Annotated in this window: 19 protein-coding genes; 1 reads left to right on the plus strand and 18 read right to left on the minus strand. The window is 38.1% G+C overall.

The genetic code is table 11. From position 1 onward, the window contains the following. Positions 1 to 11: 11 nt before the first annotated feature. The 6 genes from NST21_RS18205 to NST21_RS18230 form a co-directional block, all read right to left on the minus strand. Positions 12 to 1,385 carry a putrescine aminotransferase gene (locus NST21_RS18205; protein ID WP_056525074.1) on the minus strand — a complete coding sequence of 458 codons (1,374 nt, stop codon included), beginning with the start codon at positions 1,383 to 1,385 and terminating at the stop codon, positions 12 to 14. Positions 1,386 to 1,679: 294 nt separating this feature from the next. Beyond that, positions 1,680 to 3,788, minus strand: a complete 2,109-nt coding sequence (locus NST21_RS18210; protein ID WP_056525077.1) for a sigma 54-interacting transcriptional regulator — start codon at positions 3,786 to 3,788, stop codon at positions 1,680 to 1,682. Between the two features lie 399 nt (positions 3,789 to 4,187). Further along, positions 4,188 to 5,531 (minus strand): APC family permease, encoded by a 1,344-nt coding sequence (locus NST21_RS18215; RefSeq protein ID WP_201185646.1) that lies wholly within the window; start codon positions 5,529 to 5,531, stop codon positions 4,188 to 4,190. A gap of 469 nt (positions 5,532 to 6,000) precedes the next feature. Beyond that, positions 6,001 to 7,053, minus strand: coding sequence for an NAD(P)H-dependent glycerol-3-phosphate dehydrogenase (locus NST21_RS18220; protein ID WP_340890556.1), 1,053 nt, complete (start codon positions 7,051 to 7,053; stop codon positions 6,001 to 6,003). Between the two features lie 17 nt (positions 7,054 to 7,070). After that, positions 7,071 to 8,381, minus strand: coding sequence for a ribosome biogenesis GTPase Der (der, locus tag NST21_RS18225; RefSeq protein ID WP_340453231.1), 1,311 nt, complete (start codon positions 8,379 to 8,381; stop codon positions 7,071 to 7,073). A 538-nt stretch (positions 8,382 to 8,919) separates the two neighbouring features. Further along, entirely contained in the window at positions 8,920 to 9,540 is a 621-nt protein-coding gene (locus NST21_RS18230; protein ID WP_340890558.1) for a YphA family membrane protein, read from the minus strand. A 135-nt stretch (positions 9,541 to 9,675) separates the two neighbouring features. On the opposite strand from NST21_RS18230, the gene NST21_RS18235 reads away from it, so the two are divergent. Then, positions 9,676 to 9,807 (plus strand): YpzI family protein, encoded by a 132-nt coding sequence (locus NST21_RS18235; protein ID WP_082527554.1) that lies wholly within the window; start codon positions 9,676 to 9,678, stop codon positions 9,805 to 9,807. Between the two features lie 54 nt (positions 9,808 to 9,861). On the opposite strand, the gene fni is transcribed toward NST21_RS18235, so the two are convergent. The 12 genes from fni to NST21_RS18295 form a co-directional block, all read right to left on the minus strand. Next, positions 9,862 to 10,908: a type 2 isopentenyl-diphosphate Delta-isomerase gene (fni, locus tag NST21_RS18240; RefSeq protein WP_340890561.1), complete on the minus strand. Its 1,047-nt coding sequence runs from the start codon at positions 10,906 to 10,908 to the stop codon at positions 9,862 to 9,864. Between the two features lie 19 nt (positions 10,909 to 10,927). Continuing rightward, positions 10,928 to 12,064, minus strand: coding sequence for a 30S ribosomal protein S1 (gene rpsA / locus NST21_RS18245; RefSeq protein WP_340890562.1), 1,137 nt, complete (start codon positions 12,062 to 12,064; stop codon positions 10,928 to 10,930). A 216-nt stretch (positions 12,065 to 12,280) separates the two neighbouring features. Continuing rightward, positions 12,281 to 12,862 carry a lysophospholipid acyltransferase family protein gene (locus NST21_RS18250; protein WP_056525415.1) on the minus strand — a complete coding sequence of 194 codons (582 nt, stop codon included), beginning with the start codon at positions 12,860 to 12,862 and terminating at the stop codon, positions 12,281 to 12,283. A 2-nt stretch (positions 12,863 to 12,864) separates the two neighbouring features. Further along, positions 12,865 to 13,539: a (d)CMP kinase gene (gene cmk, locus NST21_RS18255; RefSeq protein WP_053346793.1), complete on the minus strand. Its 675-nt coding sequence runs from the start codon at positions 13,537 to 13,539 to the stop codon at positions 12,865 to 12,867. Between the two features lie 191 nt (positions 13,540 to 13,730). Further along, positions 13,731 to 13,916, minus strand: coding sequence for a YpfB family protein (locus tag NST21_RS18260; RefSeq protein WP_053346794.1), 186 nt, complete (start codon positions 13,914 to 13,916; stop codon positions 13,731 to 13,733). Positions 13,917 to 13,975: 59 nt separating this feature from the next. After that, entirely contained in the window at positions 13,976 to 14,689 is a 714-nt protein-coding gene (locus NST21_RS18265) for a flagellar brake protein (RefSeq protein ID WP_340890564.1), read from the minus strand. Positions 14,690 to 14,819: 130 nt separating this feature from the next. Further along, complete coding sequence (gene ypeB / locus NST21_RS18270) at positions 14,820 to 16,175, minus strand: germination protein YpeB (protein ID WP_056525099.1); 1,356 nt, start codon at positions 16,173 to 16,175, stop codon at positions 14,820 to 14,822. Between the two features lie 14 nt (positions 16,176 to 16,189). Beyond that, positions 16,190 to 17,041 carry a spore cortex-lytic enzyme gene (gene sleB / locus NST21_RS18275; RefSeq protein WP_340890567.1) on the minus strand — a complete coding sequence of 284 codons (852 nt, stop codon included), beginning with the start codon at positions 17,039 to 17,041 and terminating at the stop codon, positions 16,190 to 16,192. 125 nt (positions 17,042 to 17,166) lie between these two features. Beyond that, entirely contained in the window at positions 17,167 to 17,853 is a 687-nt protein-coding gene (gene prsW / locus NST21_RS18280) for a glutamic-type intramembrane protease PrsW (RefSeq protein WP_056525106.1), read from the minus strand. 97 nt (positions 17,854 to 17,950) lie between these two features. Continuing rightward, on the minus strand, positions 17,951 to 18,916 hold the full coding sequence (locus NST21_RS18285) for an asparaginase (protein WP_340890568.1): 966 nt from the start codon (positions 18,914 to 18,916) through the stop codon (positions 17,951 to 17,953). A 23-nt stretch (positions 18,917 to 18,939) separates the two neighbouring features. Continuing rightward, entirely contained in the window at positions 18,940 to 19,908 is a 969-nt protein-coding gene (locus tag NST21_RS18290; protein WP_053346800.1) for a YpdA family putative bacillithiol disulfide reductase, read from the minus strand. A gap of 150 nt (positions 19,909 to 20,058) precedes the next feature. Beyond that, the gene (locus NST21_RS18295) at positions 20,059 to 21,336 is read right to left on the minus strand and encodes a Glu/Leu/Phe/Val family dehydrogenase (protein ID WP_053346801.1); all 1,278 of its coding nucleotides are present in this window, start codon (positions 21,334 to 21,336) and stop codon (positions 20,059 to 20,061) included. Between the last annotated feature and the right edge of the window lie 159 nt (positions 21,337 to 21,495).

A 21,495-nucleotide genomic window follows, 5' to 3' on the forward strand; every position in this document is an offset into this window, starting at 1 on the left:
TTGAATTATAATTAAGATTTAAGTGTTGGCAACACATCTTTAAACGCTTTGATTACTGTATCAACTTCATCCAAATGAATTGTCAATGACGGCTCAATCCGGATTGTTTTAGAGTTTATAAGCGTACCCGCTACCAAAATACCTTTATCGAAGAGAGCTTTTGAGAATTCATAACCTACTTCGTCTTTATGGAACTCAATGCCAATCATTAAACCTTGTCCACGGATCTCCAAAACCTTATCTTTATGCTCGTTAGCTACTTCTCTTAATCCATTTAGGAAGTATTCACCTACTTCTGCGGCACGCTCCGGTAATTTTTCTTCCAAAAGCACATCGATTGTAGCAATAGCTGCAGCACAGGCAAGTGGGTTTCCTCCAAACGTGGTTGTGTGCATGAACGGATTTTCGAACCAGCTTTTAAACACTTTCTCATTGGCTACAACTGCCCCAGCTGGCATCACTCCACCACCAAATGCTTTAGCTAAACAAATAATGTCTGGAACAACATCATAAAGCTCAGAAGCAAACATTTTGCCTGTGCGCCCCATTCCCGTTTGCACTTCATCCAAAATTAATAACGCATCATACTCATCACATAATTCTCGAACTTGCTTCAAATAACCTTGTGGAGGCAGAATGACTCCTCCCTCTCCTTGGATAGGTTCCAACAATACAGCAGCAACTTCTTCACCGACTAGGGCACTACTTTCGAACGTTTTCCTCATCATATCGATATCACCGAAAGGTACATGACGTACGCCCGGAATCAGTGGTAGGAACGGTTTACGGAACATGCCCTTTGCAGTAGCCGAAAGGGAACCGAGGCTTTTTCCGTGAAATGATTTTGTCGTCGAAATAATCGTGTATCGGTCGCTGTACATTTTAGCCAACTTCAACGCAGCTTCTACACTTTCAGTACCGCTGTTCGTAAAGAAGGAGTATTTTAAATCTCCCGGTGTAATATCAGCAAGAATCTTAGCAAGCATTGCCCGTAATGGATCTAGTAAGTCCTGGCTGTGAAGTGCTTGTCTTTGCAATTGATCAGTAACGGCTTTTACAACTTTGGGGTTACGGTGGCCAACATTATAGATACCAAAGCCGCCTAAACAATCAATATATTTTTTTCCATTAACATCCGTAAAACAGGAATCCTGGTCAGACCATTCTACTGCTGCGAATTGTGTATCTTTCGTTACCGTTTTCCGATATTCTAAAAAACCTGGGTTTACATGGTTACGGAAATTTTCAACAGTTTCTTTCGTTACCCATTGGGCATCTTCTTTTGAAATTTCTTTTTGTTCGATTAATTGAAGCACTTTTTTAATATAATCCTGTGTTTCTGTTTGGCTCACTTGATTTGTTTTATTTTCTACATTAATTGACATATAAAAAACTCCTTTTTTAGTAAACTGTAGTGGTTGGTTAATTATGATAACTCTGATAAAACTTTACTGTTTACCTCCCTTTTAGCTTATACATATATACAAGCAAGAACCATGCCAACATGTTTCATTAAGGATATAGCTATTTTTCTTTTAAAAATCTATAAAAACTATGCAAATATGCATAGCTTATTTTCTGATGCATACCTCCCTTTTAGAAGTCCTTCGAGACGCTTTCCAATTACTACATAAAAAAAAAGCCGTTGTACAAGTTAAACACTTGTCAACAGCTTTCATTCAAAAAAATACATTTTTTTCGCTTCTCTTATTTTGCTCTGCTAAGATTTTTTGATACTTTCTGCTCACTGACGATTGGCTGATCCCCAGCGCTTTAGCTGCTTTCGTCGTAGTTTTATATTGTTTCATTGCAAGCATGATCAATTGCTCTTCCACATAATCCTGTGCCTCTTGAAGAGGAAGAATTCTCGTTATAATTGGTTTTGCCTGTTTAAAATCGCTGCCAACCGTAAGGAACTTCTGGATAAAGTCGGCATCAATCATTTCTTCATCCGCGGAGACAACCAATCTTTCAATCATATTTTGCAATTCGCGAATGTTACCTGGCCATGAATAGACCTCCAGAATATTTAGAGCATCTGGCGAAAAATGGTAATTCCGGTGATACCGCTCATTTAGCTTTTGTAGAAAATGAAAAGCTAGCGGCGGTATATCCTCCGGTCTTTCCCTTAAAGGCGGAACATGAATGGGAATGACGTTTAACCGATAGAACAAATCTTCTCTAAATGTCCCCATCTCGACCATTTTTTCCAGTCTCTTATTCGTAGCAGCAACAATTTGAACATCAATCGGTATAGGTGTAGTACTACCAATCGGAATCACTTCCTGTTCCTGTAAAACACGAAGCAATTTCACTTGCAGGTGTATAGGCATATCTCCAACTTCATCAAGGAATAAAACGCCATTATTCGCCTGTTGAAAGTATCCTACCTTTCCATTTTTATCTGCGCCGGTAAATGATCCCTTCGTATAACCAAACAATTCACTTTCGAGTAAATTTTCCGGTATCGCTCCGCAATTTATTTTCAAGAAAGGCTGTTTGGACCTTCTACCCATTTTATGGATTGACTCAGCAATCACTTCTTTACCTACACCAGACTCTCCATTGATTAACACGGTAGATGAAAAATGGGCAATTTTTTTCACTTGGCTAATAATCTGCTCCATTTTAGGACTGGCGAAAATCAACTCTTTGTAAAATTGATCTTGTTTTTTGAACGAGTCAAGTTCTTTTCTCATTTCATTTAACTCTGATTTTAACTGAGTTGTTTCTGTAATATCCCTTGATGCAATGACAATTCGCTCAATGTCTCCTTTTTCATTGAACACAGGGGTTCCTACGGAAAGGACTTTCTTATTCATTTTCGTATCTTGAACAATCGATACTTTCTTCTTTTGCTCAAGAACTAACCGGGTGACCGAAGGGTTAAAAATCCCTTCATCCTCTATTTGCAAGAGGTTCTTCCCGATATAATCCTTTAAATCCATTCCCCAGAATCCAGAAATGATGCTGTCACTGTAGCGCAACAGTTCCCCTTTTTGATTAACGACCAGAATTTCATCATAGATATTCGCTAAAATGGCATTTAAATCCTTATTCGAACTCTTTATCAACTCTATTTCCATAGCCATTTCCTCAACCATTGGTAAGTCCTGAACGATGATAATAAGACCTTCCACTTCTTTTGTATGGTTTAGAATTGGGCTATAATCGACAAGCACACTCATTATATCGGTAATTTCCAGCTGATTGAGGATACTGCCTCCACTGGTAAACACACTATGTATATGCTGCTTATTGAAGATGGTCGCAGCAGGTTGATTAAGTACTTGTTCTGAAGGCTTTTTTATCATTTTCAAGCCTGATTCATTAAAGTTAACAATATTTCTTTCTTTATCAGCTACAAAGATCCCCATAGGAATGGATGTCAAAATAACTTTTAACAGATCTAAATTTTGTTTGCTGTCCTGCTTGAATAGTTCAGCTAACACATCTTCCCTTTTAACATAGCCAGTAAGCATGCCTTCATCCGTTTTTATCAATACGATAGGTTCACCGATAATTTGATAAAGAAGCGGCAGAGAGATGTTCGGAGGCAACTTACAGACATTATCAATTGAAAAGGCATACTGCACAAGCTGTTCGGCTGTTAATGTTCTATCGTTTAACGGGAGGTCCTCCATGCGGATATAGGCAAACACTTGCTGTTCCTTCATCAGAAAAAAGAAAGGTTCCTGTATCTCATAAACTTTTTGAGCTAAAAATGTAGGTTGATCAATTGTGATAGTTATGAATGGTCTAATTTTATCATCCGGTATGGATAGCACAGTTTCACTCTCCTTTTGTCACTAGCCTTTATTTTAACATAATTCTAAATTGCGAGATAAAAAATAAACATTTACTCCTGAACTCATCTTCAATATAACTGAATCTGTAAACATAAAAAAGGGCCCTCTATTGGACCCTTGTTACATGTACCGCTAATGCATCCCCAAATTGTTTTAAACTGACTTGTGCAAAAGAACATTTTTCCTTTCTAATTTTCATTCTCTTTTTACATTTTTTCATTTGTATTGTTATGATCCGATTCACTATTGATAGGATTAATCCAGAGCATATGCGCTAACGCCTTAAACGAAAAACCAAATAGAACAACAGGTATGAGCGTTTACGACCCGTTCATCCCTCTATCAGACATATGACACCCTCCCTTGTTTCTGATTTTTTTAGATATTTTGAGCTTTTTCAAATTGGAATTGCGGAGGAGAATTGGTAAACAATTTCGTCCGATAAAGAAGATAACCAATACCGATTACCGCCCAAATAACACCTAGAATCAGTGAACTCATTTCAAGATTAAGCCAAAGAATGAACACTGATGCTGCTCCTATTACCGGGGACAAGATATTACTTAGAAATCCTTTAACTGAACGAAAGCTTTTATTCCTAATTGCATGGATGATTACACAAATATTTACGAAAGTGAAAGCAATTAAAGCTCCAAAATTAATGAGTGAAGCAGCTGTTACTAAATCAAGGAATAATGCCACCAGTGATATAGCCCCAACAAAGATGACATTGTAAAATGGCGTTTTATATGTAGGATGGATAAACCCAAAAAGTTTTTTCGGGATCATCTGGTCTCGACCCATAACATATAGAAGCCTTGAAACACTAGCATGTGATGCAAGACCTGAAGCAAGGGTACCAGATAATGTACCTGCAAGAAAGAACGCCTGAAAAAGTTTTCCTCCTACATATAGGGCAATTTCAGGTGATGCCGCTTCCGGGTCAGCAAAACGGGAAACATCAGGGAAAAATAGCTGTGTAAAAAAAGCAGCTGTCACAAATAAAACTCCGCCAATAAAAGCAGTTAAAAAAATGGCACGCGGAATCGTTTTGGTTGGATTTGGTGTTTCTTCTGATAACGTAGTGACCGCATCAAACCCCAAGAAAGAAAAACATAGAATCGTTGCTCCTGTTATGAGAGTGGACATTTCCATATGTGACCCAATGAATGGTTGAATCGAGAAGACCTCTCCTGTACCTTCACCACCCATAACCCCTTTAACAACCAGTGCCACAAATATAATAATGACTAGCATTTGAAAAAAAACAAGAAAGCTATTAAAATTGGCAGCAAAGTTCACATTGAATAAGTTAATGACCGTCATTAAAAGAACAAATGCAACCACCCATATCCATGGAGACACTTCAGGAAAAAGAGCAGTTAAATATATTTTTGTTAATACGGCATTCACCATTGGTAAAAATAAATAATCAAGCATCGATGACCAGCCGACAAGAAAGCCTAAATGCGGATTAATCGTTTTTTGGGTGTAAGTATAGGCCGAACCTGCCTGCGGGTAAACTTTTACCATTTTCCCGTAACTGGCTGCCGTAAACAACATCGCTATTAGAGCAATAACATAAGCGGTCGGTACATGTCCCCCTGTTTTTTCAGAAACAATCCCAAATGTATCAAAAACAACCATCGGGGTCATATATCCAACACCGAGCAATACAATATGCCATAAATTTAAAGACCTTTTCAGCTGACCTGTTTGCATGTATCATTCCCCTTCCTAATTATCTGTGTTCATTGATTAAAATTTTACCAACGTTTTCTAGTGCCTCCTTATTGCGAAATTTCTGAATATATTACACTTCGCAATTTTCATACCAAAAAAAATAGTCGATTTTAAGCGAATAACAAGGAAATTAGTAGAAATTTCATGCAAACTTGAATAATCTATTCATTTATTCATAATTCGTGATGATCAAATTAAAAAACAATAAATAAGTAATTAAGCTGAAAATAAATTTTGTCATAAACGAAAATGTAAGGTGATTGGGTGATTTTTATTCATAAAAAAAAGCAGAAGATATCAAGATATCTTCTGCCCATTTGACTAAATCCCCCGTGCCGAGGTCAAATTACTAGTTTACTTTCGTTGCATTGTATGCTGATACATTGCAACGCGCATCCTCGAATGCCCATTTTAATGAAATTCTTTTATTGAAACTACAGATTTGAGGTTAATCCTGCTGTCTGCTATCCAAAATGTTAAAGAGTTCTTCCATTTCATTCGTTTTCGAACGATTCATCAAGAGGTCAACTGCCTGTTTCACTTCTTCACCATTAAACAAGACATCGTACAAGGCTTCAGTAATCGGCATATTCACTTCGTACTTTTGAGCTAGTTGATAGGCAGCTTTAGTGGTTCTTACACCTTCAACAACCATACCCATGTTTTCTAAAACTTCCTCAAGCTTTTGTCCTTTTCCAAGCATATTTCCTGCTCTCCAGTTACGGGAGTGTACGCTTGTACAAGTTACAATTAAGTCACCAATACCAGCTAATCCTGAAAAAGTGAGTGGGTTAGCGCCCATGGCTACTCCTAAACGAGAGATTTCAGCCAATCCTCGTGTAATTAAGGCAGCCTTTGCATTATCCCCATAGCCTAACCCGTCCGTAATACCGGCGGCTAAAGCAATTATATTCTTTAAAGCTCCCCCGATTTCGACACCAATCAAATCAGGGTTTGTATACACACGGAAATTATGATTGATAAAGATGTCCTGAACCTTTTCGGCCGACTTCATATTTTTTGAAGAAACGGCAACTGTTGTTGGATGACGTAAACTGACTTCTTCAGCATGACTTGGCCCAGAAAGGACCACAATATCTTTAAGCCAATCTGTTGAAGATACTTCTTCAATCATTTCTGAAATACGTAGTAGCGAATCAGGTTCAATGCCTTTACTCACATGAACAATTGTTAATGGCTTATCATGGGCTGCTTTAATCTGACCAAGCACTTCACGATAGGCTTTCGTCGGCACAGCTAATATAATTATTTCAATCCCAACTAAAGCCTGCTCGATTGAAGAATACCCTTTAATTCCTATTGGAAGTTCAATTCCCGGCAAATATTTTTTATTAGTATGAGCTTGATTTATTTCATCAATTTGTTTCGGATTATGTCCCCATAACCTCACTTCATGCTGATTATCAGCTAATACCATCGCTAAAGCAGTTCCCCAGCTCCCTGCACCAATAACTGCGATACTTTCTTTTGCGTTCACCATTGTACATACCGCCCTTTCTATTTTCTTTGGCGTCCAAAAATGCGTATCGGTGTTCCTTCAAATCCAAAGGCGTCCCGAATTCGATTTTCTAAAAATCTCTCATATGAGAAATGCATTAACTCTGGATCGTTAACAAATACAACAAAAGTTGGCGGCTTAATCGCTACCTGGGTCGTATAGTAAATTTTCAAACGGTTCCCATTATGAGTTGGTGTCGGATTCATAGCCACTGCATCCATAACCACTTCATTCAATACATTTGTCTGAACACGGATAGCATGATTCTCACTAGCTTGATCAATGACTGGTATCAACGTATGTGTACGTTTTTTAGTTAGGGCAGAAAGATAAATGATCGGCGCATAATCTAAGAATAGGAAATGAGCACGAATATTTTCTTCAAAGTCCTTCATGGTCTTTTCATCTTTCTCGATAGCATCCCATTTATTGACGACAATTATGACCGCTCTACCCGCTTCGTGGGCATATCCGGCAATTTTTTTATCCTGCTCACGGATACCTTCTTCCGCATTCAAAACGACAAGAACAACGTCTGAACGTTCAATTGCTCTCAATGCACGAAGTACACTATATTTTTCCGTACTTTCATACACTTTCCCTTTTTTTCTCATCCCTGCGGTATCAATAATGACATACTCTTTACCATTATATTTATACGGTGAGTCAATCGCGTCACGAGTCGTGCCTTCAATATCACTGACGATAACCCGATCTTCTCCAAGCAAGGCATTGACTAGTGATGATTTACCAACATTCGGTCTTCCAATTAAACTGAATTTAATAACATCATCAGCATAATCCTGACCACTGAATTTAGGGAAATGTTTTGCCGCTTCATCTAAAAGGTCTCCAAGACCAAGCCCGTGAGATCCAGAGATTGGGAATGGATCCCCAAAACCTAACGCGTAGAAATCATAGATTTGATCTCTCATTTCTGGATTATCGACTTTATTGACCGCTAGAACAACAGGTTTTCTCGATTTAAAGAGAATTTTCGCTACCTCTTCATCTGCAGCTGTTACTCCTTCACGACCATTCGTCATAAAGATAATTACATCGGCTTCGTCTATAGCAATTTCAGCCTGCTGGCGAATTTGTTCGAGGAACGGCTCGTCACCGATATCGATCCCGCCTGTATCAATTATGTTAAAATCATGTGTCAACCATTCACCTGAACTATAAATTCTGTCTCTTGTTACTCCTGGAACGTCTTCAACTATTGAAACACGTTCTCCCACTATTCTATTAAAGATTGTCGATTTACCTACGTTCGGCCGACCGACTATCGCAATTACCGGTTTTGGCATTGCTATTCACCCTTTCTGCTACTATATCTCTGTCAAAGTCACGAAATTCATGAATGCATTTTTTTAATCTTGCATCTGCATTGTTGATTTTCATTATTTCCTTTTCAAGGAAAAGGCTGCATCCACCATCATATAAAGGAAACTTCCATCAGTAAGAGAGTTCCCCACTGATAGTTAGTTAAACGTATCAAGTATTTACATGCAGATTGTCCAATTCACTTCCCCTGTTCCTCAGGTGACATGAAGCTGAACTCTCAGCATGGTAAAACGTGATTAAAAACAGCCCAAAAAAATGAAGATAGCCGAAAAAAGCTTTCGGCATTCAGCTTCCTTTTTATTTGATTAGAGCATATTACGATTTATCTACAGACCTCTAACTATCCTATAGTAACAAATTTCTCGCCAATCAACAATGTTTGTATGCATAAAAGCCTTCCGATTCCAATTAAATCCAAATGCAACCTTGCTTATTGGATAAAACAAGCATTTATCCTCATACCGTATATTCTGGCTTCATTAATAGTTAGGTCAGAATTATTCATTGATTAAAGTTCCCTTTTCTCTGCTTCGATAAAAACCTTGATTGAGGTGATGAAAAAATATATCTACTCATAAGTTCCAATAGTCTCCAGACTATGTTCGCACACAATATCAGTACTGCATTATCATGCCATGCGTATGTAAGTGCCTCATAGGACAATGAATGATAGACAAGCAATCCCGAATATACGAGGTCACCCATAATCAGTCCAACTAAAAGGACGAACAAGCGATGTTTCCAATTTTTAAAAAGTAATAGGATAAGATAATTCAGAAAAATACACAAAAGGTAAGAAGGTTTCATAATGAGCCATATCGGATCAAGCATAGAAAATAGCTGAAAACTTGCATAAGCAAGAGTGATTATAAGGCAACCGCTGATCAGCTCTATAATCTTGATGATTGATTCCTTCCTTATGTACACACAAAGTATAAAGATAAGATATAGACCGCTCATATGTATAGAAAGCAAGGAGACCTCCAGATTATATCCTGCTAAAACCATGACAGCTAACAGATGAAAAAGAAAATCAAAACGAAATGGAACAGTCTTTGGAATAAAATACATGACAATGACCCAAACTATCCATGACATCCAATAAAACAAAATTCCATCCATGTAGCGTCCCCCTTTTAGGAAACATTATGGCTTGTTTATTTAAAGAATAAACATTAAGCTCGATTTTTAATGAGTACTTGTAATATCTATACATAAAACTGTTCATTTAGTTATTTACAAAAAGGAGGTGTACTCATGGGTAAAGATCGTCAAGAAAAGAAATTGAAAGAAAGTAAACGGGTGGAATCTGATAGAGACCAATCACTGGATCATAAAGGGGCCACTAAAATGGAAAGCCCGGAAGAGGCAAGAAAAAGAAACAGCTAAATAAAAAAGAAGCATCCGATTGTCTTTGAACAATTAGAGATGCTTCTTTTTGTTTCATTTAGCATATGTCGAGCAATCAATACCTCTTTGAGCTAACCAATGATAGGTATTGCCAGCAATAACTATTTTTGTTTTCCTTAATTCAGAAATATTAGCAGCTCCAAGCGCCGTCATGATGATTTTTAAATCTTCATGTATGTAGTTTATTTCTTTAATTAACTGTGCCAAGCCCAATTCTTTATGTAGTTTTAGGAAATGGCCGGCTAAACCTACACCTTTTGCCCCTAAGGCGAGGCTTTTTGTAATTTCTGAAGGACTTTGAATACCACCTGATCCTATAACTGAAAGCGCAGGTGAAACATTTACCGCTTCTACTATTGAGGCAGCTGTTGGAATACCCCAATCATTAAAATAGCCGAGTATTTTCGCTCGTCTTTCATTTTCTATCTTCGCAAAATTCGTTCCACCGAACCCACCCACATCAATGATTGAAACTCCAACGGAAAGTAATTGTTCAACGGTTTCCTTACTCATTCCAAACCCGACTTCTTTTACAATCATAGGAACTCCAAGGCTTCTGTTGATTTCTTCAATTCGTGATAATGTACCAGAAAAATTCCGATCTCCTTCAGGCATTGTCAGCTCTTGAATGACATTGAGATGAATCTGCAGAGCGTCAGCCTCTATCATATCGCTCGCTCGCTTTGCTTGCTCTACAGTTGCTTCACCTCCCAGATTTCCAATCAGGACTCCATTAGGATTCTCCTGTCTTGCTACCTTAAAGGATGCCTGCTGACTGGAATCCTTTATGGCTGCCATTTGTGAACCAACTGCCATAGCAATCCCTGTTTCCCTCGCAGCAATCGCCAAATCCCCATTCAACTTTTCTGTTTCAAGACCACCGCCACCGGTCATTGCATTTATAAAAATTGGCGAACTTAAATTAAGTCCGCCAATTTCTACTGTGAGGTCCACATTATTCAAAGAAATTCCTGGTAAGCTCTGGTGAATAAACGAAATATCTTCTAGTCCGGATTTACGCTGCTGACCTGTTTTTAATGCAAAGTCTATATGCTCTAATTTTCGTTTTGCTCTCTCCAAGGCTATCACCATTATTTTCTTATTTTAGTTTTTTCAATTGATCACCAATCATTTCACCCAGCTGAAAGCCCTTTGTTTCTTCTGGGAGTTCATAATCTGATGTGTAATTGGACTGAGGATCTTCAAGTTCTTTGATGCTCAAGGATAAACGGTGTTCTTTTTCATTGACATCAAGAACTTTCACTTCGACAGACTGACCTTCTTTTAACACTTCCTGCGGTGTTGCTATATGTTTGTGTGAAATCTGCGAAATATGGACAAGTCCTTCTACTCCCGGGAAAATCTCCACGAATGCTCCGAAAGAAACAAGGCGTTTCACGATGCCCTTTTGTGTAGATCCTTTCGCCGCTTTATCAGAAATATCTGTCCAAGGCCCCGGAAGAGTATCTTTTATGGACAGTGAAATCCTTTCATTATCGCGATCAATAGAAAGAACTTTCACCTGCACTTCATCGCCTTCGGTAACGACATCTGATGCCTTATCTACATGCTCATGAGAAAGCTGAGAAATATGGACAAGTCCGTCTACCCCTCCAATATCGACAAATGCACCAAAGTCGGTAATCCTTTGTACTGTTCCATGGAGTACTTGCCCGCTTTCAATTGTATCAAGAACATTTGCTTTTTGTTTTTCTTTTAGATCTTGAATGACTGCCCGATGGGAGAGAATTAAACGATTCTTATCCTTCTCAAGCTCAACAATCTTGAATGTTAAAGTTTTGTTTCTGTAATCAGAAAAGTCTTCAACGAAGTAGTCTTCTACTAAAGAAGCTGGAACAAAACCACGTACGCCTAGATCTACAACAAGACCGCCTTTGACAACATCTTTTACTTCTGCCTCAAATACGTCTCCGTTTTCAAATTTTTGTTCCAGGTCATCCCATGCTTTTAACGCATCAATTTTACGTTTTGATAGAATAAGAGCTTCTTCTTCTACTTTAATAACTTCAAGCTCCAATATATCACCCTCCGAAACGGCATCTGACGCCTTTTCGACATGAAGGCTCGACAGCTCACTGATAGGAATAATTCCATCTGACTTGCTGTTTTCTACATCTACAATAACCTGTTTTTCTTCTACCTTTGAAACGGTTGCTTTTACTTGATCCCCAACTTTGTAATTGTTCACTTCTACCTGATTCATATCTTCTGTCATTACTAACTCCTCCTTAACCCATGACTGATCAGCAAATTTCCTCTTCATCGGCCACATATTTTATTTAAAGTGGTTCAATAAAAACACTTTCCTAATAAAGATAAAAACAGCTTTTTTTTAGAGTAACAAGGTTTTTTTCCTTTTCATCCCTAAAACGGAACTATACCCCTATTTTATAAATTCTAACAAAATCATAAAATTGTCAAGTATGAAGGATTATTTATGCTCAGAAATCAATTTTCCGATTTGGTCCATAATAATCTTGGTTGCTTCATCGGCTGAAACCTTCTTTTCCCTATATTCAGTGAAATTTATTGGTGGACCATAAACCACTTTTAATGGTCGCAAAAACTTATAGGGACCAATAATTGCACAAGGTATAATTACCGCATCAGAACGCAATGCGAAAAACCCAGCTCCAGCCATACCTTCTCCCAATTCACCTGTCTTACTTCTAGTCCCTTCCGGAAACAGTCCAAGCACCTTACCTTCTTTTAAAAGCTTTAAACCTTTTCTAAGAGATTCCCGATCGCTATTTCCCCGCTTTACGGGAAAGGCATTTACTCTTGGTAAAATACCCTTTAAAACCGGTGCTTGAAACAACTCTTCCTTCGCCATGAAGTGAATATCCCTTGGAGACGTTATGCCAACTATAGGCGGATCCAAATTATCAATGTGATTGGCACAAATCAATACCCCTCCATCTTTAGGGAAATGTTCCTTCCCAAGCGTTTTAACCCTATACGAAGGCATTAAAACGCTTTTAACGACGTTTTTGGCAAATGTGTAAAAATCCAATTTCATCTTTTCCTCTCTTCTATCAAAGACATGATACTTTCTGCCACTTCTTGAATTGATAATGAAGTCGTATCAATTTCTATAGCATCTGTTGCCTTTTTCAGGGGAGCTACTTCGCGTTCCGAGTCCAGCTTGTCCCTTGTTGCAATTTCTTCTCTTAACTTTTCAATATCGGATGGGAAACCTTTTAAAATATTTTCTTGATGTCTCCGCTGAGCTCGTTCATCTACAGAGGCAATTAGAAATACTTTTACTTCGGCATTAGGTAACACATGTGTCCCGATATCTCTTCCATCCATGACAACTCCACCATTTTCACCAAAATTCTGCTGCCTACGCACCATTTCTTCTCGGATACTCCGGTGCTTCGCCACTTCTGATACAGACCCAGTCACTTCATTGTTTCTGATTTGGGCTGTAACGTTTTCATTATCCAAGAACACCAACTGCCCATTTTCACTCGGTCTTAATTCAATTTCTGTATTAATAAGAATCTCAAATAAAGCTTGTTCATCATTCAGAGGAATCTGATGATTCAGAGCTTTATAGGTTAAGGCCCTGTACATTGCACCTGTATCCACATATATGTAATTGAACTTTTCTGCAACAATTTTAGCAACCGTACTTTTTCCAGCAGCAGCTGGTCCATCGATTGCAACTGATAATTTTTTTTCCATAAATCCTCCCAAGAATCCTACAATCATGCTGATTATTTAATACCCTTTCATTTTATCACAATTAGCGGGAAAATCATTAATAAAAGGGCGTGTACATCCAAATTCGCTTTTGTATACTTTCGATTTAAAAGGCCATTAATAGTTTTCCTTCCAGAAAAAAACTTCATACAAAAAAAGCGGATTGGCCGCTTTTATTTTGATATTCCATTGAAGGTTTCAATGATTTTCGTATAATTATTGCTATTGACACCTTCATACCTTGAGAGCTTAGTTAATTCGAAGATATGATCTTCCCTGCTCAAAAGGAACTGAAAAAAGAACAAACAGACCAGTTGGATAATAATCACTTTAATTAACAGCCTTTCAAATGTTTTCATAAGCTGCTCCTTCCACACTTGATTATCTTATCAGTATGGAAAGAATCGCTGTTTTTCATTCAAACATACAACCCTTTTTTCTTTACATCCACCTGCTTTTCAAAAATAAATCTCATTAATGTTTGTACATCATTTTTGGTTGGTTCAATGAATTGTATGTGCAGTAGCATATTACCCTGGTCTTTCTCAGTTACTCGAATGACTCGACTTTTTAACCGCAAGTAGTTGATTTGCCCTGATTTTAGAGTAAGAGCCATCCACAGATATAATTGTGAATCCGATTTTATATTTGCACCTTTTAAAAGCCTGATAGAAGCTCCGCCGGCACTGATGTCCTCAGTAAGTGCACGAAATGGAGTAAACTCAGAATGTTCGGGATGGATGGCTGTATCAAGCGTTACATCAAGACGAACGTAATTCCTTCTTTGAATCTTCACAAATGTTTCTACATCCGGCAATAGTAATTGAATCATCGGTATCTGACCCTTCACTTTTCCTAAAACCTCAGACTCAAAAACATATACAGCCTGTTCCTTATTAGAAAATGTAACGTTCACTTGAGTTCCGTCCACAAGAAATGCATTTTTTCCAGTCGCTAAATTGATGGGAAAGTCTATATAAACACACCCAGCTTCTATTTCTACAACCATACATTTGAACTTTTCATTTTGAGAAGAATATATCTGTTCCAATATTAATATATCGCCAATATTAATCATTGTGATTTCCACGTCCTCGCATTCTATGATAGCCACTAAAGAAGGAGATTGCATAAGAATTTCCCTATAAATTTTCCCACATAATCCATAAAATAGTTTATATTATTATGTCATGAAATAAGAAAAAGGGAAAGTGACTAGGCACATTTCCCTATGATAGTAAGTAAAGTAAATTATTAGAGAATTACATTAAATTTTCGTATATTGGCTCGGAATTTTTTAGTTTTTCCACTTTTTCTTCTTGGCCGTTATCAGCATTAATGAAAATACGGTATGTATCTTCGTTTATCGTACCCAGAAATTCATAACAGAGTACTTCTTCGCCAATATCATTAATGATTAACGCTTTCCCTTGATCCATTATTTTAACATTTAAGTTAATTTTTTTCTTTGCTTCTTCCTCAGAAATTTTTGGGTTTCCAATTTCCCTAACCTTATGTGATTTTAAAAACTCATCCGCTGAAAATCCAATAACAGATCCATCATCCAATGCTATTTTAACCTTGACTGAATCCGGATAAATCTTTACTCCATCTATTGATGTCACGAAATTTAACAGAGCGATATTATCGTATTGTGCACTTTCAAACAATTCAAGGGAACTGAAATCATGTTCTTTTAAAAAATCTGCGGCTTTAGTATATGCCTGATTCAAATCAATACTTGTTTTGTTAATGTCCCTATTATTGATATACCAAATTGGATAACCGCCTTTTTTGGTCAAATCCATATTCACTTCGTTATTGGTATCCTTATCAAGAATGCTTACACTGTAAAATCCGTAATCGGAACCTTTGCCGTTTTCTTCGACATTCACCTTCAAATTTCCGTTTTTAATATGGGCATAGCCTTTTGCAACAGCAACAGCTTCTTCTTTTGTATAGACTTTACCTTCTAAATTTTTGTAATTTTCCTCCTTCTGTTGTACAGAAGTAAAAGTCGGATTCATCTCATTTGTTTCCCCATACCCAGATACTTTTTTCTCTACCGTTTTTAATCCGTCGATGATCGTGTTATCCGAATTTTCTTTTCCTGATGCAAGAGCCATTTCGACATCCATCCAGCGTAAATTGTTTTTAAGGACTAGATATTGCACTTTTCTTAACTCGTCCTGGATGTCACCTGCCTGTGTGTACAAGGATTTTAAAGTCGAATATTCCTTATCATTCAATGGTTCTTTTTCAAGGTCACGTACAGCTGTTTTATAACTGAAGTCCGCAATTTTTGATAAAAATTCTTCCGTTTTATTGAATGGGAGCAGGGTCAACGGCAGCTGTCCAACATCACTTTGGGCTTCGGAAGTGATACGCCATACATCGGTTAAGGCCGGACTTAATGAATATCGAGAATTCATCGCCAATGTGCTGCCGACTTTATCATGCAATAAGTCTACTTGATAGCTTAAATCATGAAAGGCTCGCTGATACGTGTTTTCCGCATTGATTAATACAGCATTTTTTTCCTTATGTTCTTGATAGCCCCAGAATGCGGTTCCTGCAACGACTACAACAAGCAGGACAATCACTATATTCCTGATCATTTTCCTTCACCTCTTTACTTACAAAAGATATGTTTTCCGATTCTTTTAATTTGTTCTCTTGACCAGATCCACTTACTTGTTGCGGTATCGGGATTAAAGTAATATTCTGCATTACCGCTTGGATCCCAACCATTGATAGCATCCACTACGGCTTCTTTTGCCCTTTCGTTTGGTGTCAGCCAAATCTGTCCATCCGCAACAGCCGTAAAGGCCCCAGGTTCAAAAATCACTCCCGAAATGGTATTCGGGAAAGATACGCTCTCTACCCTATTTAAAATTACTGCTGCAACAGCAACTTGACCGGTATATGGCTCCCCCCGCGCCTCGCCATAAACGGCATTGGCCATCAGTTGTATATCATTCTGAGAGTATCCGCCCGGAAGATTCGCAGCTGTAGCAGTTTTGGAGGGTGTTTTTTCGGATGGAGCTTTGCCTCCACTTGGCTTAGATCCTGATGCATTCCCCTTCACTTTTACCTGCTTTTCAATATCGACTCCTCCATAATACGTAAACTCGTTACCTTTATTAATCTGTTCGTGAACAAATTTCCTATTAAAATTAGAGGCATTTGCCAACTTCTGTTTTGTAGAGGTCCCGGCAAAGCCATCGATTGGAAGTCCGAAATCTTGTTGAAAGTTTCGAAGTGCCCAATAAGTACCCCAGCCATAGACTCCATCAATCTTTCCATGATAGTATCCAATGTTTTGTAACCGTGCCTGAAGTTCAATTACATCATCACCAACCGCGCCTTTTTGAATAACTTGGCTCGAAAAGGCATTTGTTCTTGTTTCCGGGAAAATTCCGAAACAAATCGTTATACACGAAAACAGCAAAAGCCATTTCCATTTTGACGAAATTCCTTTCATCAAAAACACTCCTCTTTTTCTTGAATTAATGTAATTCTATTTTCTTCTTAAATGGCTTTTTTATTCCAAACCAATAAAAAACGGAGCGGGCAAAATATGCCAGCACTCCGTCATAGAAATATAAATTACTTACTAAGAAAATGATTTTGAGAAAGTTTTTCTGCATGGAACTCAGACAATAAACGAGCTTTTTTTACTTTTTTCATACCTAACCACCATAAGTAAATCATAAATGGCAAAATAAAATACACCCAAAATTTTTGTGATATTAAAATATAGTCATAAACCCCATGTAGCAAGATTGGTATGACAAGTGCCAAGAATAAATAGGACCTATTATTCGAAGTAGAAAATTTCGCCTTGCCCAAATAGTACCCCATGATTACACCGAATAAAGCGTGACTTGATACAGGGAGAATAGCTCTGATAAAAGCATGTTCTACTCCATTGGCCAGCAAATACAATATATTTTCCATTGTGGCAAATCCAAGGGAGACTGCTGCACCATAGACGATTCCATCATATGGCTCATCAAAGGCTATATGTTGATATATTACATATATGAGTATGAACCACTTGAAAAATTCTTCAAGCAATGCAGCCCATAAAAAAGCATTAGCAAAATCGGTATTTAAAATATGCTCCGTTTCCAGCACATATTGGATAAACATAATCGGCAGAACAAGGAATACACCGAAGAGAAAAGTTTTGATGACGACCGAAATGGGTTCGGTTTCATATTGATCTTTCAAATAGAAATAGCTGAGCAGCGCCAACCCTGGCGCAATAGCTGCTGACAACATGACCAGCATAAGCTGACCCTCTTTTCTTTTTCTTTTTATTAATCGTACCACGGAATGCAGAAAAACTAAATCTAAGAATCAAAGTCATGCTACATTTTTTAATTCCTCAGTACTTAAAGAATTTTTCATCTACGGTGTGTTCACTGGCTAGAACGACCGCTAACTTAATTCTTGCTTTCTTGCTGTCATAATCAGCACCTAATATTACTCCACGTTGTTTTAGATCAAATGCGCTACCTTCATAATCATATGCTGGATATACTTTTCCTTCTTCCGCACTTGTTGTCATGACGATAGTAACACCATTATCGATTGCCTCTTGGATGGCAGGAATCATTTCCGGTGTAACCTGTCCCCTGCCAACACCTTCGAGCACGATACCCTTAGCGCCTTTTTTGACCGAAGCTTCTATAAAAAGGCCATCAGCGTCAGTATGGCACTTGATGATATCCACCCTAGGGATACGATGATGGATATCAAAGCACTCCCGATGTAGTGGTTTTTGATATATGCTAACGATATCGTTATCAATAATACCTAAATACCCATAGCCAAAAGATTCAAATCCTTGCAAATTGGAAGCATGTACTTTTTTTACATATTTTGCTGAATAGATTCTTTCATTAAAAACAACAACCACACCAACGTCATAAAGCAACTCACTCGCCGCGCATAATATTGAATTTCTTAAATTCGAATACACATCAGTTCCTACATCTTTAGGAGATCGCTGAGAACCCGTTAAAACAATTGGGCGTTGATCCTTAATCGTAACATCCAAGAAATAAGCCGTTTCTTCTAATGTATCCGTACCGTGTGTTACGACAATTCCAGTAACATCTGGATCCTCCAATTCTTTTTGAATTGCACGTTTAAGTTTTTCCATTTTCCCAAAACCCATGGACATACTAGAAATCCGGAAAAGGTCTACAACTTTCATTTCAATATGGTTTGGTAGTTTGCAAAGTGATGCTAATTCTATCCCGCTTAACGCACCAGAAGCCAACATACCATTCGTGGTTTCTTTACTGGCGATTGTTCCACCTGTTGTTATTAATGATATTTTCTCCATACTTTCAGCTCCTGTAATAAAAATTACTTTTCCTTAACAGCCAAATGGTATGCAATCAAGCCTCCATGAAACCGACCATTTTCAATGAAGATTTCATTCGCATTATTTCCGGCTGCCAGAACTCCAGCAATATAGATACCTTCAATGTTCGTCTCCATCGTTTCCTCATTATAAGTAGGCCTTCCTGTCTCCTCGTCAATTTTGATGCCCATTGATGCTAAAAATGAATGATCAGGATGATATCCAGTCATTGCAAACACAAAATCATTTTTAATAACCTTTTCCTCGTTACCTACGTGATAAATGACACTCTCCTCTGTGATCTCGTCAATAACCGCATTAAATTCCATCATAATTGTCCCATTACGGACTAATGATTCAAATTCAGGGAGAATCCATGGTTTAATTTTTGAAGAGAATTCTGAGCCTCTATACAGGACTGTAACTCTTGCCCCTGACTTGACCAACTCCAGCGCTGCATCTACACTTGAGTTTTTACCACCGATGACTGTAACATCACAGTTAAAGTACGGATGACCCTCCTTGAAATAATGAAACACTTTAGGAAGCTGCTCACCGGGAATACACATATAATTAGGATGATCATAATAACCGGTCGATACGATGACTCGCAAAGCTGTATAGTCGCCTTTTGATGTCCGGACTAAAAATTTTCCATTATCCTGTTTTTCCACTTTTTCCACTTTTTCGAACTTATTCACACGCAGTTCTTTCCTTCTAGCTACCTCCCTATAATAGGCAAGTGCCTGATTACGGACAGGCTTACGGTTTTCCGTGATAAAAGCCGTGTCACCAATCTCCAATTTTTCACTTGAACTAAAAAAGGTTTGATGTGTTGGATACCGGTATATGGAATCCACCACATTGCCTTTTTCAATGATTAGAGACTGTATCCCCACTTCCTTCAGGGCAATTGCAGCAGCCAATCCACATGGACCTCCACCTATGATAATTACTTCTTCATAATTCATTTCTATTCCACTGCCTTCCTACACACTATGTAATTCGTTCTCTAATAAAAATAAAAACTCCTATCAATACATGATAGGAGTTTTTACAAATCTTTTCAATGATAATGCAATGAACGCATTTATTCGTTTACAATCCAAGCTTTGAACCTATTAGATCCAGCCACGGAAACGTGAAGCTTCAGCCATTTTTCTTACACCAATCATATAAGCGGCAAGACGCATATCAACTCGTCTAGACTGTGCAAGCTCGTAAATATTATTAAAAGATTTCACAAGGATTTTTTCAAGCTTTTCGTCCACTTCTTCTTCAGACCAGTAATATCCTTGATTATTTTGCACCCATTCGAAGTAAGAAACGGTAACTCCGCCAGCAGAAGCCAGGACATCAGGTACAAGTAATATGCCACGATCCGTTAAGATTTGTGTCGCTTCAATTGTTGTTGGACCATTTGCTGCCTCGACAACGATAGAAGCTTTAATATCTGCAGCATTTTCTTCCGTAATTTGATTTTCAATAGCAGCCGGAACTAAAATATCGCAATCTAATTCAAGCAGCTCTTTATTTGAGATTGTGCTTTTAAACAATTTAGTCACGGTTCCGAAACTGTCTCTACGATCTAGAAGATAGTCGATATCCAAGCCTTCAGGATCATGCAGAGCACCATAGGCGTCTGAAATCCCAATCACCTTAGCACCTGCATCGTGCATGAATTTAGCTAAGAAACTACCAGCGTTACCAAATCCTTGAATAACAACTCGTGCACCTTTAATATCAATTCCGCGCTTTTTCGCAGCTTCATTTATACAGATAGTTACACCTTTTGCAGTTGCAGACTCACGGCCATGAGAACCACCAAGTACAAGCGGTTTACCCGTAATGAATCCTGGTGAGTTGAATTCATCCATACGGCTATATTCATCCATCATCCACGCCATGATCTGGGAATTAGTAAATACATCAGGTGCCGGGATATCTTTTGTCGGACCTACGATTTGACTGATAGCACGGACATAGCCCCGGCTTAGTCTTTCCAGCTCACGGAAGGACATATTACGAGGATCACAAACGATTCCGCCTTTACCTCCGCCATAAGGCAAATCAACGATACCACATTTCAAACTCATCCAAATGGACAATGCCTTTACTTCTCGTTCCGTCACATTAGGGTGAAAACGGATGCCACCTTTTGTTGGTCCAACAGCATCATTATGCTGTGCCCTGTAACCCGTGAAAATTTTAACTGAACCATCATCCATACGTATTGGCATCTTCACGGTTAATAAACGTAAAGGTTCCTTTAAGAGCTCGTATACCTCTTCAGGATAACCCAGCTTGTCTAACGCTTTATGTATAACAGTCTGGGTAGACCTCAATACGTCGTGTTTTTCTTCCTCATTTACAGGGCCATTACCTTTTGCCGATTCCATCAATAGTACCTCCTAGAAAATCTCATCCATATATTTAGATTATAATTTACAAATAGTCCTCTTCAAGTGCTAGTATACACCTTCGTTATATTTATGCAAGAGTAAAAATGGGAATTTAAAAGTTGGAAATATTCAAAAAATGAAAACGTTATCATACCA

Source organism: Peribacillus sp. FSL K6-1552, from assembly GCF_038005205.1.
GTDB lineage: Bacteria > Bacillota > Bacilli > Bacillales > DSM-1321 > Peribacillus > Peribacillus butanolivorans.

What these genes read in the sequence shown, in the direction of transcription:
- cmk (WP_053346793.1), bottom strand. Translation starts at nt 13,539, where the DNA reads ATGGAAAAAAAATTATCAGTTGCAATCGATGGACCAGCTGCTGCTGGA.
- der (WP_340453231.1), bottom strand. Translation starts at nt 8,381, where the DNA reads ATGCCAAAACCGGTAATTGCGATAGTCGGTCGGCCGAACGTAGGTAAA.
- rpsA (WP_340890562.1), bottom strand. Translation starts at nt 12,064, where the DNA reads ATGACAGAAGATATGAATCAGGTAGAAGTGAACAATTACAAAGTTGGG.
- NST21_RS18220 (WP_340890556.1), bottom strand. Translation starts at nt 7,053, where the DNA reads ATGGTGAACGCAAAAGAAAGTATCGCAGTTATTGGTGCAGGGAGCTGG.
- ypeB (WP_056525099.1), bottom strand. Translation starts at nt 16,175, where the DNA reads ATGATCAGGAATATAGTGATTGTCCTGCTTGTTGTAGTCGTTGCAGGA.
- prsW (WP_056525106.1), bottom strand. Translation starts at nt 17,853, where the DNA reads ATGCTGGTCATGTTGTCAGCAGCTATTGCGCCAGGGTTGGCGCTGCTC.
- NST21_RS18230 (WP_340890558.1), bottom strand. Translation starts at nt 9,540, where the DNA reads ATGGATGGAATTTTGTTTTATTGGATGTCATGGATAGTTTGGGTCATT.
- NST21_RS18215 (WP_201185646.1), bottom strand. Translation starts at nt 5,531, where the DNA reads ATGCAAACAGGTCAGCTGAAAAGGTCTTTAAATTTATGGCATATTGTA.
- NST21_RS18260 (WP_053346794.1), bottom strand. Translation starts at nt 13,916, where the DNA reads ATGAAAACATTTGAAAGGCTGTTAATTAAAGTGATTATTATCCAACTG.
- NST21_RS18285 (WP_340890568.1), bottom strand. Translation starts at nt 18,916, where the DNA reads ATGGAGAAAATATCATTAATAACAACAGGTGGAACAATCGCCAGTAAA.
- NST21_RS18265 (WP_340890564.1), bottom strand. Translation starts at nt 14,689, where the DNA reads ATGCAATCTCCTTCTTTAGTGGCTATCATAGAATGCGAGGACGTGGAA.
- NST21_RS18235 (WP_082527554.1), top strand. Translation starts at nt 9,676, where the DNA reads ATGGGTAAAGATCGTCAAGAAAAGAAATTGAAAGAAAGTAAACGGGTG.
- NST21_RS18205 (WP_056525074.1), bottom strand. Translation starts at nt 1,385, where the DNA reads ATGTCAATTAATGTAGAAAATAAAACAAATCAAGTGAGCCAAACAGAA.
- sleB (WP_340890567.1), bottom strand. Translation starts at nt 17,041, where the DNA reads ATGAAAGGAATTTCGTCAAAATGGAAATGGCTTTTGCTGTTTTCGTGT.
- NST21_RS18290 (WP_053346800.1), bottom strand. Translation starts at nt 19,908, where the DNA reads ATGAATTATGAAGAAGTAATTATCATAGGTGGAGGTCCATGTGGATTG.
- NST21_RS18295 (WP_053346801.1), bottom strand. Translation starts at nt 21,336, where the DNA reads ATGGAATCGGCAAAAGGTAATGGCCCTGTAAATGAGGAAGAAAAACAC.